Raw genomic sequence first — 11,978 nt, forward strand, 5'->3', positions numbered from 1 at the left:
CGTTTCACAAGTAACCCCGTCGGTAGTTGCAGTCTCGCGACGCTGCTACTCGAACAGCACCGCCGCGTTGAGGTAGCCGGTCGGGTCGAGCGCGGCCTTGATCGTGCGCATCGCCGCGATGTCCGCGGGCTCCCGGGACATGCCCAGGTAACGCCGCTTGCGCGTGCCGACGCCGTGTTCGGAGCTGACGTTGCCACCGCACGCCGCGATCAGCTCCATCATCGGCTCGTACAGCGCACGCTCCCGGTCGGCCGGGCAGCGCAACACGTTGAGGTGCAGGTTGCCCTCCCCGATGTGGCCGAACAGCACGGGCACCGCCTCCGGGGCGCGCGAACCGATCAATTCGGCTGCCGCCCCGGCGAATCCGTCGACGGACGCCAGCGGCAGGGAGACGTCGAACTTCAGCGGCGGCCCGTAGACGCCGAGCACGTCGGCGAGCGCCTCGCGAACCTGCCACAACCGTTGTTGCGCACCAACATCCACGCCGACGGCGGGTTCGGAGCACATGTGCGCGCCGTCGAGCAGGTCGGCTAGCCGGTCGGTCTGGTCGTGATCGGCGGCCAGCTCCACCAGTAACAGCCAGTCGCCGGTGACCGGTGCGCCCACCCCGAGGTGCTCGCCGGTCAGCGCGGCGGCCCGGCCGTCGATCAACTCCAGGGCGGCGATGCCGTCCGCATCCCGGAACGTCCGCCCCGCGTCCACCAGAGCGTCGAGTTCGGCGAACCCGCACAGCGCGGTCACCCTCCGCGCGGGAACGGAGTGCAGTCGCAGTTCGAGCGCGGTGATGACACCCAGGGTGCCCTCGGCGCCGACGAACAGCGCCGACAGGTCGTAGCCGGTGTTGTCGCTGCGCACCCGGCTGTGCCGGCGCAGCAGCGACCCGTCGGGCAGCGCCACCTCCAAGCCGACGACCTGTTCGCCCATGTTGCCGTACCGGACGGTGCGCAGGCCGCCGGCGTTCGTCGAGGCCATGCCACCGACCGTCGCAGTGTCCCGCGCGGCCAGGTCCACGCCGAACACCAGGCCGGCGGCACCCGCGGCGCGTTGCACCGCGGCCAGCGTGGCGCCGGCACCGGCGCGGACGCGGCGTTCGAGGGTGTCGACATCATCGACGGCGTGCAGCCGCTCGGTGGACAGCAGCACGTCGTCGTGCTCGGGCACGGTGCCCGCCACCAGAGAGGTCCGGCCGCCCTGCACCGTCACGTGCGCCCCGGCATCCCGGCACACCCGCAGCACCTCGGCGACCTCCAAGGCCGACCCCGGCCGCACCAACGCACTGGCCTTGCCGCGATAGCGGCCGGTGTGGTCGACGCTGCGGCCCGCGAGCACGTCGGGATCGGTGACGACGTGGCCGGACCCGACGATCTGGGTCAAGCCGGCAAGAGACACAAACGCGGTTATAGCACCTAGAAGTCTTTGTGGTTCACGTCGGTCACCAGGCCGCCGTCCATGATGAACTCGCTGCCGGTGGCGTAGGACGACTCGTCGCTGGCCAGGAACACGACGAACGTCGCGACCTCGCGCACACTGCCCGGGCGGCCCAGCGGGATGGTGACCATGTCTTCGGGCAGGTGCTTGGTCATCGGGGTGCGGATGAAGCCGGGGTGGATCGAATTGACCCGGATGTTCAAGGGCGCCAACTCAAGTGCCGCCGATTTGGTCAGGCCGCGCACGCCCCACTTGGACGCGACGTAGGGGTGCACCAAGGGCGCGCCGCGTAGTCCCTCGATGGACGACACGTTGATGATGGAGCCACCGCCGGCCTCGGTCATCGGGTCGACGGCCACCCGCATACCCAGGAAGGTGCCGGTGAGATTGACGTCAATCACCTTCTGCCACTTAGCCATATCAAATTTTTTCAGCTGTCCGAGTGCGACGGTTCCGGCGTTGTTGACCACCACGTTGAGCTTGCCGAATTCGCCGATGGCGGTGGCGACCGCAGCCTCCCACTGGTCGAGCTGGGTGACGTCGAGGTGTACGTAGCGCGCGGAGTCGCCGATCTCCTCGGCCAGCGCCTTGCCCTGGTCGTCCAGGATGTCACCGATCACGACCTTGGCGCCCTCCGCGACCAGCAGGCGCGCGTCTTCGGCGCCCATGCCGCCGGCGCCGCCACTGATGATCGCTACCTTGCCGTCAACCCGTCCCATTGAGTGTCCTTTCGGTGTTACTGAGCTACCAAGTCTTTAGGTGCGTAGAGGCCCTTGCCCGTCACCAACGGCAGGTCGAGCGTGGTCCGGATGCCGGGCGGCGCGGCGATCACCGCGGGAATCGCGTTGACGATGCGCCCGGCGGCACCCACGATCGCGGCGTGGTTGTGATCGCCCTTGCGGCTGCTGGGAACGATGTCCACGGCGTAGGAGGGCTCGCCGGTGATCTCGACGCGGTAGGAGCCGCCGCCGGCGGCCGGCTGGGCCCAGTCCGGTCGCAGGTCGGGCCGCAGCCGGGTGATGTGCTCGATGACGATGGCCGGCCGCCCGTTGGACATGCCCCGGATTTCGAATTGCAGTGCGGCCATGGTGCCCTTGGCGACGTGCCCGACCGCGATGTCGAAGTCTTCCGGCGCGGGTTCGCGCTGGTAGGACTCGGTGATCTCGTCGATGTCGATGCCCAGGCCCGCCGCCAGCTGACGGATCGCCGTCCCCCAGGCGATGCCGAGGATGCCCGGCTGCAGCAGCATCGGCACCTCGTCGAGCGGCCGGCCGAATCCCATGTAGTGCATGACCTCCGCGCCGTCGTAGGTGGCGTAATCGGCGATCTCCATGCAGCGCACCTGCTGGATGCTCTGGCAGGTGCCCGCCAGCGCGAACGGGATGAGGTCGTTGATGAACCCGGGGTCCACGCCGGTGATGAAGATGCTCGAATTGCCTTGCCGGGCAGCGTCTTCGACGCGGTCGATGTACTTGTCGGGCATGACCCCCCACGGGTACTGCAGCAATCCCGGCGAGGACCCGACGACGTTGATGCCGGCGGCCAGGATGCGCATGACGTCGGCCATCGCCTCGGGCAGCCGGGTGTCGCCCATGGCGCAGTAGACGACGCACTCCGGTTTGGTGGCCAACAGGGCATCCAGGTCTCCCACGGCCGCGACGCCGGTGACGACGCCGGGATCGAGGCCGGCGCCGCACAGGTCGCCGGCGTCCTTGCCCACCTTCTCCGGGGTGGACACGCACACGCCCGTCAGCTCGAACTGCGGGTTGGTGATCAGCTCGGTGAGGGCCAACCTCCCGACGTTTCCGGTACCGACGTGCGCGACGCGGATCGCCATGAGAGTCTCCGTTCGTTGAGCGCTCAAACGTTTCTAGACAGTAGTCCATTAAGTCTTGGTGGCATACCGGCGGACTGGTCGTGATCGCCCGGGCAGAATGACTCGGTGATGACACAACGCGAAGACGTCCGATTCCCGTCCGATGGCGATCTGATCAGCGCCTGGCTCTACCGGCCGGCGGGCGGCAGACCCGCGCCCCTGCTGGTGATGGCCCACGGGCTGGGCGGGGTGCGAAGCATGCGGCTGGATGCCTACGCCGAACGGTTCAGCGCCGCCGGTTACGCCTGCCTGGTGTTCGACTACCGCAATTTCGGTGACAGCGAGGGCCGGCCCCGCCAGGTGCTCGACATCGGCATGCAGCTCGCCGACTGGGCCGCGGCAGTCACCTACGCGCGGACTCTGCCGGGCATCGATCCCGATCGAATCGCGTTGTGGGGCACCTCGTTTGCCGGCGGCCACGTGATCGCCACGGCCGCCCGGCTGCCGGGCATCGCCGCCGTGGTCGCCCAGTGCCCCTTCACCGACGGCATCGCGTCGGCGCGCACGATCAGCAACCCGTTGGTCTTCGCGCGGGTCGGCCTGCTGGCGGCACGTGACCTGCTGGCCGCCCGGCTGCGCAAGCCGCCGGTCATGGTGCCGACGGTCGGACGACCGGGAGACGTCGCCTTGATGAGCACACCCGACGCCTACCCCGGCTACCTCAGGCTCGTGCCCGAGGGTGAGGAGCTGACCAACGAGGTGGCGGCCCGCATTGCGTTGACGATCATGGCCTACCGTCCCGGCCGCGACACCGCGAAGGTCCCCTGCCCGATCCTGTTCTGCGTGTGCGAGGCCGACTCGGTGGCGCCCGCGGCGGCGACGCTGCGCTATGCGGCCAAGGCCCCGCGCGGTGAGGTCAAGCTGTACCCCGAGGGTCATTTCGACATCTACGTCGACGAGGCGTTCGAACGCGTGGTGGCCGACCAGCTCGCCTTCCTCGACAAGCACCTGAAAGCCGCGGGCTAGCCCGGGGCGATCGCGAGCGCGGCGCAGCCGGGCGAAGCGGGTCGCCCCGATCGGGACCAGGGGCGATCGCGAGTGCGGCGCAGCCGGGCGAAGCGGGTCGCCCCGATCGGGACCAGGGGCGATCGCGAGCGCGGCGCAGCCGGGCGAAGCGGGTCGCCCCGATCGGGACTACGGGCCGAGCGGGGAGCTCGTGCGGATCGCTTCGTCGCGGATCAGGCCGCGCAGCAGCGCGGTGCTGAATTCGGCGGCGATCTCCTTGGCGCTGCGGCGCCCGCTCGGCCGCAGCCACCGGTAGGCGCCGAGAGTCATGCCGATGTATCCGAGCGCCAGGACGTGGGAGTCGCACTGGTAGAACTCGCCGCTGGCGATCCCCCGGTCGATGAGCCCGTGCACGTGCTCGTAGACCTGGGTTTCCTTCTCCCGGACCGCGGCGACCTGCTCTTCGGTGAACCACTCGGTGATGTAGGGCTGCTCCTGGAAATACACCGCGGCGCCCTCGGGGTTGGCGGCGATCTGGTCGAGCAGACGCACGGTGTACTGGTAGAGCGCCTCGCGCGCCGTCATCGAGGGGTCGTCGTGGACGGCGGCCAGGGTGCGCTCCGCGGCCTGCTGGTAGATGTCGTAGAGGATGAGGGACTTGCTGGCGTAGTAGTGGTACACCGTCGCCTTGTTCAGCCCGATCACGTCGGCGACGTCGTCCATCCGGGTGCCGTGATAACCGCGTGCGGCGAACAGCTTGGTGGCCACAGCCAGCAACTCCTCGCGGCGCGTTCGTCCGTTCTCGGATGCCATCGGTACTCGCTATCGTCATCGCCCGGCCGGTTGCCGGGCGACCGGGCAAGGCCAATTATCAATCAACTGGTTGGACAGTTTAGGCAAACGCCCGGTGTCGCCCCGACGAGGATGGGACTAGACTCGCCGTGGAAGCTCAAGTCGCGACTGGAGGGGTGGCCCCATGGATCCGAATCCGGACTACGACGCTAGCGACGAGATCGAGTTCTTCTTCCGCTACGTCCCGTGGGGCCTGCGCGGGGTGGTCGACGGCAACGGCTACCCGCCGCCCGCCTACCCGCCCGTCTAGCCTGTCGGCCCTACAGGGCCTTCAATTCCTCGGCGACCTCGGTCACCGACTTCTTGGCGTCCCCGAACAACATCGTCGTCCCCTCCGCGTAGAACAGCGGGTTGTCGATGCCCGCGAACCCGGAGTTCATCGACCGCTTGAGCACGATCACCGACTTGGCCTTGTCCACGTTGAGGATGGGCATGCCGTAGATCGGGCTGGACTGTTCGTTGCGGGCCGCGGGGTTGGTGACGTCGTTGGCGCCGATGACGATCGCGACGTCGGTGCGGGCGAACTCGTCGTTGATGTCGTCCATGTCCTTCATGGCGTCATAGTCCACCTCGGCCTCGGCCAGCAGCACGTTCATGTGGCCGGGCATCCGGCCCGCGACCGGGTGGATCGCGTACTTCACCGGCACGCCCTTCTCCTCGAGCAGGCTGGCCATGTCCTTGACGGCGTGCTGGGCCTGCGCGACGGCCAGGCCGTAGCCCGGAACCACGATCACCTGGTTGGCGTAGGCCATCTGGATGGCGGCGTCGGCGGCCGAGGTCGACTTGACGTGTTTGTCGCCGCCGTCTCCGCCGGCGCCCGGGGCCACGCCCCCACCGCCGAAGCCACCGGCGACGATCGCCGGGATGGAGCGGTTCATCGCCTTGGCCATCAGGTTGGTCAGGATCGAGCCGGATGCGCCGACGATCATGCCGGCGACGATCATCGCGGTGTTGTTGAGCGCCAGCCCGGCCGCCGCGGCCGACAGGCCGGTCATCGCGTTCAGCAGCGAGATGACCACCGGCATGTCGGCACCGCCGATCGGCAGCACCACCATCAGGCCGAGCACGCCGGCCGCAGCCAGCAGGCCGACCATCCACCACAGCGACACCCCGCCGGTGCCGGGGTGGGCATGCAGCCCGATGACCACGGCGGCCGCCACCGCGGCGACCAGCAGCAGCAGGTTGATCGGCTGCTGGGCCTTGCCGAAGCCGATCGGCGCCCCGGAGATGATCTCCTGCAGCTTGCCGAACGCGATGATCGATCCCCAGAACGAGATCGAGCCGATGATGGCGGCGAACAACGACGCCACCACGATGTGCACGGTCGGCGACTCGCCATGCTGGAAGGCCGAAAAGCCCTTGGTTTCCATGAATTCCGCCAGGGCGATGAGCGCGACGGTGCCGCCGCCGACGCCGTTGAAGAAGGCCACCAGCTGCGGCATGGCGGTCATCTTGGTCAACCGGGCGGGCGGAACGCCCAGCAGCACACCCACGACCAGGCCGGCGATGATCAGCACCCAGGATTCGGTGTGCCGGATCTTGATCAGGGTCGCGGCGACGGCGATGGCCATGCCCACGGCGGCGATCAGGTTCCCGCGCACCGCGGTCTTGGGGCCCGTCAGGCCCATCAGGCCGTAGATGAAGAGGGCGAACGAGATGATGTAGAGGACGGTGACGAGGTAGTTCATTTCGCCGCCAGGTTCTCGGTCTTCACGGGCGCGGCTTTCTTCTTGCCTTTGAACATGCCCAGCATCCGGTCGGTCACGATGAAGCCGCCGATGACGTTCAGCGTGCCGAAGACCACCGCGACGAACAGGATGATCTGCACCGCCAGCGACGGGTGCTCAACCTCGCCGAACACCACCAGGGCGCCCAGCACCACGATGCCGTGAATGGCGTTGGTCCCCGACATCAGCGGCGTGTGCAGCGTGTTGGGCACTTTGGATATGACTGCGAAGCCGACGAACCCGGACAGCACCAGGATCGCCAGGTTGGCCAATAGCTCGTCGTACATGTAGTCCTCTCTAACCGGCCGCGGGCGTCCGGGTGACGCACGCCGCCGCGACGACCTCGTCGTCGAAGTCGGGGGCGAGCTTGCCGTCGGTGATCAACAGCTCCAGCAGCGCGGTGATGTTCTTGCTGTAGAGCTCGCTGGCGTGCTCGGGCATCGTCGCCGGCAGGTTCAGCGGCGAGGCGATGGTGACCCCGTGCTTGACCACGGTCTTCCCCGGCTCGGTGAGCTCGCAGTTGCCCCCGGTCTCCCCGGCCATGTCCACCACCACGCTGCCGGGCTTCATCGACTCCACCGCGGCGGCGGTCACCAGCCGCGGCGCGGGCCGCCCCGGCACCAGCGCCGTCGTGATGACCACGTCGAACCCGGCGATCGCTGCTTCCAGGGCCTTCTGCTGCTGCGCGCGTTCCTCGTCGGTGAGCTCACGGGCGTACCCGCCCTCGCCGGCCGCGTCGATGCCCAGGTCCAGCCACTGCGACCCGACCGAACGAACCTGGTCGGCCACCTCGGGACGGACGTCGTAGCCCGTAGTCCGCGCGCCGAGGCGCTTGGCCGTGGCCAGCGCCTGCAGCCCGGCCACACCGACACCGAGCACGAGCACGCTGGCCGGCTTCACCGTCCCCGCCGCGGTCGTCAGCATGGGGAAGAACCGGGTCGACTCCGAGGCGGCGAGCAGCACGGCCTTGTAGCCGGCGACGTTGCCCTGCGACGACAGCGCGTCCATGACCTGCGCCCGCGAGATCCGCGGGATGGCCTCGAGCGCGAACGCCTGCACGCCGGCCGCGGTGAGCGCGCCGATCGAGTTGTCGGCATTGCGGGGCGCCAAGAAGCCGATCAGCGTCTGGCCGCGGCGCAACCTGGCGACCTCTTCTTTGGTCGGGGGCGCCACCTTCACGACGACGTCAGCGGACCACGCGTCCCCGATGCTGGCCCCGGCCTCCGTGTAGAGGGCGTCGGGAAGCAACGCCCGTTCGCCGGCACCGGGCTCGACCACCACCGCGACGCCGCTGCCGATCAGCGACGCCACCGCCTTGGGCACCAGCGCGACCCGCCGTTCATCGGCCCCGGACTCGGCGACCACCCCTACCGTCGTCTGAGCATCTGTCATGGCGCGTACATCTGCTTTCCCGCACTTTCCTGCCGTTTTGATGTGCTGCCGCCGGCCGGCCGCACGCTTCGCTACCTTAACGCCTGCCGGATTGAGCCCCGGACGTGCGATCGGCCGGGGCGGGATACCCCCGACGCGGCCGATCGACTCCCTCGATGGTTCGCTACCCGCGGCGTGCGCAGTAGCGGGCATCGAGTTGTGGAGTCACACGAACAGGTTGTGGCCCGCCCGCTACCAGAGGGGGATGTCCTGCCCTCGCTCCGCGGGCGGGCGGGGCCCGAAATAGCGCCGCTCGGACTCGTCGATCCGCACGTCGTTGATGCTGGCCTCGCGGCGCGCCATCAAGCCCGACGGGGCGAACTCCCACAACTCGTTGCCGTAGCTGCGGTACCACTGGCCGCCGGCGTCGTGGCACTCGTACTGAAACCGCACGGCGATGCGGTTGTCGTGGAAATCCCACAGGCTTTTCCGCAGCGCGTAGTCGAGTTCGCGCTGCCACTTGCGGGTCAGGAAGGCCACGATCTTCTCGCGCCCGACCACGTGGTCGCCCCTGTTCCGCCACTGCGAGTCGGGCGTGTACGCGAGGCTGACGCGGTGCGGGTCGCAGGTGTTCCACGCGTCCTCGGCGGCCTGCACCTTCTGCAGGGCCATCTCCAGGGTGAACGGCGGGAACGGCGGACGGGATTCGGTCATGGCGACATGTCTACCGCGAGCAGACACAAAATCGCACTAATCCGCACGCCGGCAGGTGACTTTGCGTCTGCTCGTGGCCCCGAAAGACACGTGTCCTATCGTGACGGCATGGACTTCGCGATGTCGGCCAAAGCCAACGATTACCACCAGCGATTGACCGACTTCATGACCGAGTACGTCTTCCCGGCCGAGGCCGAGTACGACAAGTACCGGGAGCAGGTCGGCCCTAACGACCACACCGTCCCACCGATCATCGAGGAACTGAAGACCAAGGCCAAAGAGAGCGGCCTGTGGAACCTGTTCCTGCCGGCCGAGTCGGGCCTGACCAACCTCGAGTACGCGCCGCTGGCCGAGATCAGCGGCTGGAGCCTGGAGATCGCGCCCGAGGCGCTCAACTGCGCGGCGCCCGACACCGGCAACATGGAGACGCTGCACCTGTTCGCCACCGAGGAGCAGCGCAAGCAGTGGCTGGAGCCGTTGCTGGCCGGCGAGATCCGCAGCGCCTTCTCGATGACCGAGCCGGCGGTCGCCAGCAGCGACGCCCGCAACATCGAGACCTCCATCGTGCGCGACGGTGGCGACTACGTCATCAACGGCCGCAAGTGGTGGACCTCCGGGGCGTCGGACCCGCGCTGCAAGATCCTGATCGTCATGGGCCGCACCAACCCGGAGGCGGCCAGCCACCAGCAGCAGTCGATGGTGCTGGTGCCGATCGACACCCCCGGCGTGACGGTGGTCCGCTCCACCACGGTCTTCGGCTACCAGGATCAGCCCGGGCACTGCGAGATCATCTACGACAACGTCCGGGTGCCGGTGACGAATCTGCTCGGTGAGGAAGGCGGCGGTTTCGCGATCGCCCAGGCCCGGCTCGGCCCGGGCCGCATCCACCACTGCATGCGCGCGCTCGGCGGCGCCGAGCGGGCCCTGGCCCTCATGGTCGACCGGGTACAGAACCGGGTGGCGTTCGGCCGCCCGCTGGCCGAGCAGGGCGTGGTGCGCGAGGCGATCGCCAAGTCGCGCAACGAGATCGACCAGGCGCGGCTGCTGTGCCACAAGGCGGCGTGGACCATCGACCAGCACGGCAACAAGGCCGCCCACACGTTGGTCTCGCAGATCAAGGCGGTCGCGCCACAGGTGGCCTGCAACGTGATCGACCGCGCCATCCAGGTGCACGGCGCCGCCGGCGTCAGCGAGGACACGGTGCTGGCCCGGTCATACGGCTGGCACCGGGCCATGCGCCTGTTCGACGGCCCCGACGAGGTGCACATGCGGACCATCGCGCGCGCCGAACTCGGCGCGGAGAAGTCTCCGCTGGCCGCGGCGGTCACCGCGCATGGGTAGGGCAGCGCTGCGGGAGTTGCCCGGCGCGTGGAACTTTCGCGATGTCGCCGACGGCGTGGGCGCGCTGCGGCCGGGCCGGCTGTTCCGGTCCAGCGAGCTGAGCCGCCTCGACGACCACGGCCGGGCGACGCTGCGGGAGCTGGGCATCACCGACGTCGCCGATCTGCGCGCCGCCCGGGAAGTCGCCCGTCGCGGGCCCGGCCGGGTGCCCGAGGGCGTCGACGTCCACCTGCTGCCGTTCCCGGACCTCGGCGACGAGGCCGACGACACCGACGAGGCCCCGCACGAGCACGCGTTCCGGCAGCTGATGACCAACGGCGAACCCGACGAGTCCATCAACGACACCGCCGCCCGCTACATGGTCGACGAGTATCGCCAGTTCCCCACCCGCAACGGCGCCCAGCGCGCGGTGCACCGCGTCGTCACGCTGCTGGCCGCCGGGCGCCCCGTCCTCACGCACTGCTTCGCGGGCAAGGACCGCACCGGGTTCGTGGTGGCGACGGTGCTGGAGACCGTCGGCATCGATCGCGACACCATCGTCGCGGACTACCTGCGCAGCAATGACGTGGTGTCGGAGCTGCGGGTCCGGATCTCGGAGATGATCCAGCAGCGCTCGGAGGCCGAGCTCACCCCGGAGGTGATGACCTTCACCGAGGCGCGGCTGTCCGACGGTGTGCTCGGGGTCCGGCCGGAGTACCTGGCCGCGGCGTGGCAGACGATCGACGACGAATTCGGTTCGCTGGACGCCTATCTGGGCGATGCGGGCATCACCGAGGCCGACGTGGATCGACTACGCCAGGCGCTGCTCGCCTGACTCGCTCCACGCGGCCCCGGCCCAGACCGCTACAGCTTGAAGTTGGCCTGCTTGGCCGCGGAGAGATCGTCGATCTCGGCCCAGTGCGCGGCGACGTCCTGCACTGACGGCGGCTTGTCGAAGTTGGCGCCCTCGTTCTGGAACAGCGCCACCCGCTGCACCTTCCCGCCGCCGACGACGAAAACCGAGGCGTTGTTGGCGTTTTCCTCGGTGCACAGGTAGGCCACCACCGGCGCGACGTACTCGGGCGTCAGCTTCTCGAGCACTTCCTTGGGCAGGATGTCCTCGGTCATCCGGGTGGCCGCGATCGGCGCGACGGCGTTGGCGTGGATGTTGTACTTCGCCCCCTCCTGCGCCAGCGTGTTGATCATGCCCACCAGGCCGAGCTTGGCCGCGCCGTAGTTGGTCTGCCCGAAGTTTCCGAACAGGCCGCTGGTGGAGGTGGCGACGACGACCCGGCCGTAGCTCTGCTCGCGGAAATGCGGCCACGCGGCCCGCAGCACGTTGTAGCCGCCGTACAGGTGCACCTTGAGCACGGCGTCCCAGTTCTCGAACGTCATCTTGTGGAAGGTGCCGTCGCGCAGGATCCCCGCGTTGCTCACCACGCCGTGCACGGCGCCGAACTCGTCGAGCGCCGTCTTGATGATGTTGGCCGCGCCCTCGGGTTCGGCGACGCTGTCGTAGTTGGCGACGGCACGGCCGCCCGCGTCCTTGATCTCGTTGACGACGTGGTCGGCCATGTTGTGGCCGGCGCCGGTGCCGTCGCGGGCGCCGCCCAGGTCGTTCACGACGACGCTGGCGCCCTCGCGGGCGAGGGTCAGGGCGTACTCACGGCCCAGGCCGCCGCCGGCTCCGGTGACGACGATGACGCGATCCTGCACTCCGGGCATCGGATTCCTCTCTACGGTGA

The 11,978-nt window shown here is 68.9% G+C and carries 13 protein-coding genes; 4 read left to right on the top strand and 9 right to left on the bottom strand.

Annotated elements, in window-relative coordinates:
• Positions 1–45: 45 nt before the first annotated feature.
• The 3 genes from U8D42_RS20705 to U8D42_RS20715 are packed head-to-tail and all read right to left on the bottom strand — an operon-like array spanning position 46 to position 3,265.
• A complete protein-coding gene (locus tag U8D42_RS20705; protein WP_322858800.1) occupies positions 46–1,374 on the bottom strand; it encodes an FAD-binding oxidoreductase in 1,329 nt (442 codons plus the stop codon).
• A gap of 32 nt (positions 1,375–1,406) precedes the next feature.
• Positions 1,407–2,147: a glucose 1-dehydrogenase gene (locus U8D42_RS20710; RefSeq protein ID WP_322858396.1), complete on the bottom strand. Its 741-nt coding sequence runs from the start codon at positions 2,145–2,147 to the stop codon at positions 1,407–1,409.
• Between the two features lie 17 nt (positions 2,148–2,164).
• Complete coding sequence (locus tag U8D42_RS20715) at positions 2,165–3,265, bottom strand: NAD(P)H-dependent amine dehydrogenase family protein (protein ID WP_322858395.1); 1,101 nt, start codon at positions 3,263–3,265, stop codon at positions 2,165–2,167.
• A gap of 108 nt (positions 3,266–3,373) precedes the next feature.
• On the opposite strand from U8D42_RS20715, the gene U8D42_RS20720 reads away from it, so the two are divergent.
• A complete protein-coding gene (locus U8D42_RS20720) occupies positions 3,374–4,270 on the top strand; it encodes an alpha/beta hydrolase (RefSeq protein ID WP_085239472.1) in 897 nt (298 codons plus the stop codon).
• 168 nt (positions 4,271–4,438) lie between these two features.
• On the opposite strand, the gene U8D42_RS20725 is transcribed toward U8D42_RS20720, so the two are convergent.
• Positions 4,439–5,062 (bottom strand): TetR/AcrR family transcriptional regulator, encoded by a 624-nt coding sequence (locus U8D42_RS20725; RefSeq protein WP_067919179.1) that lies wholly within the window; start codon positions 5,060–5,062, stop codon positions 4,439–4,441.
• Positions 5,063–5,225: 163 nt separating this feature from the next.
• On the opposite strand from U8D42_RS20725, the gene U8D42_RS20730 reads away from it, so the two are divergent.
• The gene (locus U8D42_RS20730) at positions 5,226–5,351 is read left to right on the top strand and encodes a hypothetical protein (RefSeq protein WP_090419821.1); all 126 of its coding nucleotides are present in this window, start codon (positions 5,226–5,228) and stop codon (positions 5,349–5,351) included.
• Between the two features lie 10 nt (positions 5,352–5,361).
• On the opposite strand, the gene U8D42_RS20735 is transcribed toward U8D42_RS20730, so the two are convergent.
• From U8D42_RS20735 to U8D42_RS20750, 4 genes are all read right to left on the bottom strand, one after another.
• Complete coding sequence (locus U8D42_RS20735) at positions 5,362–6,789, bottom strand: NAD(P)(+) transhydrogenase (Re/Si-specific) subunit beta (protein ID WP_085239471.1); 1,428 nt, start codon at positions 6,787–6,789, stop codon at positions 5,362–5,364.
• Positions 6,786–7,115 carry an NAD(P) transhydrogenase subunit alpha gene (locus tag U8D42_RS20740; protein WP_085239470.1) on the bottom strand — a complete coding sequence of 110 codons (330 nt, stop codon included), beginning with the start codon at positions 7,113–7,115 and terminating at the stop codon, positions 6,786–6,788. Before U8D42_RS20740 ends, U8D42_RS20735 begins: the two co-directional genes overlap by 4 nt.
• Positions 7,116–7,125: 10 nt before the next feature.
• Positions 7,126–8,220 carry a Re/Si-specific NAD(P)(+) transhydrogenase subunit alpha gene (locus tag U8D42_RS20745; RefSeq protein ID WP_085239469.1) on the bottom strand — a complete coding sequence of 365 codons (1,095 nt, stop codon included), beginning with the start codon at positions 8,218–8,220 and terminating at the stop codon, positions 7,126–7,128.
• A gap of 231 nt (positions 8,221–8,451) precedes the next feature.
• Complete coding sequence (locus U8D42_RS20750; protein WP_322858393.1) at positions 8,452–8,913, bottom strand: nuclear transport factor 2 family protein; 462 nt, start codon at positions 8,911–8,913, stop codon at positions 8,452–8,454.
• A 120-nt stretch (positions 8,914–9,033) separates the two neighbouring features.
• Here U8D42_RS20750 and U8D42_RS20755 point away from each other — a divergent pair, with 120 nt between their 5' ends.
• Entirely contained in the window at positions 9,034–10,254 is a 1,221-nt protein-coding gene (locus U8D42_RS20755) for an acyl-CoA dehydrogenase family protein (RefSeq protein WP_322858799.1), read from the top strand.
• Positions 10,247–11,068, top strand: a complete 822-nt coding sequence (locus tag U8D42_RS20760; RefSeq protein WP_322858391.1) for a tyrosine-protein phosphatase — start codon at positions 10,247–10,249, stop codon at positions 11,066–11,068. The genes U8D42_RS20755 and U8D42_RS20760 overlap by 8 nt, the downstream gene beginning before the upstream one ends.
• 29 nt (positions 11,069–11,097) lie before the next feature.
• On the opposite strand, the gene U8D42_RS20765 is transcribed toward U8D42_RS20760, so the two are convergent.
• Positions 11,098–11,958 (bottom strand): SDR family oxidoreductase, encoded by an 861-nt coding sequence (locus U8D42_RS20765; RefSeq protein ID WP_085239466.1) that lies wholly within the window; start codon positions 11,956–11,958, stop codon positions 11,098–11,100.
• Positions 11,959–11,978: the final 20 nt, after the last annotated feature.

The sequence above is a fragment of the Mycobacterium europaeum genome (genome assembly GCF_034555895.2).
Taxonomy (GTDB): Bacteria; Actinomycetota; Actinomycetes; order Mycobacteriales; family Mycobacteriaceae; genus Mycobacterium; species Mycobacterium europaeum.

Bases quoted from the DNA above. Each gene is read 5' to 3' on its own strand.
- U8D42_RS20710 (WP_322858396.1), bottom strand. From the start codon at position 2,147: ATGGGACGGGTTGACGGCAAGGTAGCGATCATCAGTGGCGGCGCCGGC.
- U8D42_RS20715 (WP_322858395.1), bottom strand. From the start codon at position 3,265: ATGGCGATCCGCGTCGCGCACGTCGGTACCGGAAACGTCGGGAGGTTG.
- U8D42_RS20720 (WP_085239472.1), top strand. From the start codon at position 3,374: ATGACACAACGCGAAGACGTCCGATTCCCGTCCGATGGCGATCTGATC.
- U8D42_RS20725 (WP_067919179.1), bottom strand. From the start codon at position 5,062: ATGGCATCCGAGAACGGACGAACGCGCCGCGAGGAGTTGCTGGCTGTG.
- U8D42_RS20730 (WP_090419821.1), top strand. From the start codon at position 5,226: ATGGATCCGAATCCGGACTACGACGCTAGCGACGAGATCGAGTTCTTC.
- U8D42_RS20735 (WP_085239471.1), bottom strand. From the start codon at position 6,789: ATGAACTACCTCGTCACCGTCCTCTACATCATCTCGTTCGCCCTCTTC.
- U8D42_RS20740 (WP_085239470.1), bottom strand. From the start codon at position 7,115: ATGTACGACGAGCTATTGGCCAACCTGGCGATCCTGGTGCTGTCCGGG.
- U8D42_RS20745 (WP_085239469.1), bottom strand. From the start codon at position 8,220: ATGACAGATGCTCAGACGACGGTAGGGGTGGTCGCCGAGTCCGGGGCC.
- U8D42_RS20750 (WP_322858393.1), bottom strand. From the start codon at position 8,913: ATGACCGAATCCCGTCCGCCGTTCCCGCCGTTCACCCTGGAGATGGCC.
- U8D42_RS20755 (WP_322858799.1), top strand. From the start codon at position 9,034: ATGTCGGCCAAAGCCAACGATTACCACCAGCGATTGACCGACTTCATG.
- U8D42_RS20760 (WP_322858391.1), top strand. From the start codon at position 10,247: ATGGGTAGGGCAGCGCTGCGGGAGTTGCCCGGCGCGTGGAACTTTCGC.
- U8D42_RS20765 (WP_085239466.1), bottom strand. From the start codon at position 11,958: ATGCCCGGAGTGCAGGATCGCGTCATCGTCGTCACCGGAGCCGGCGGC.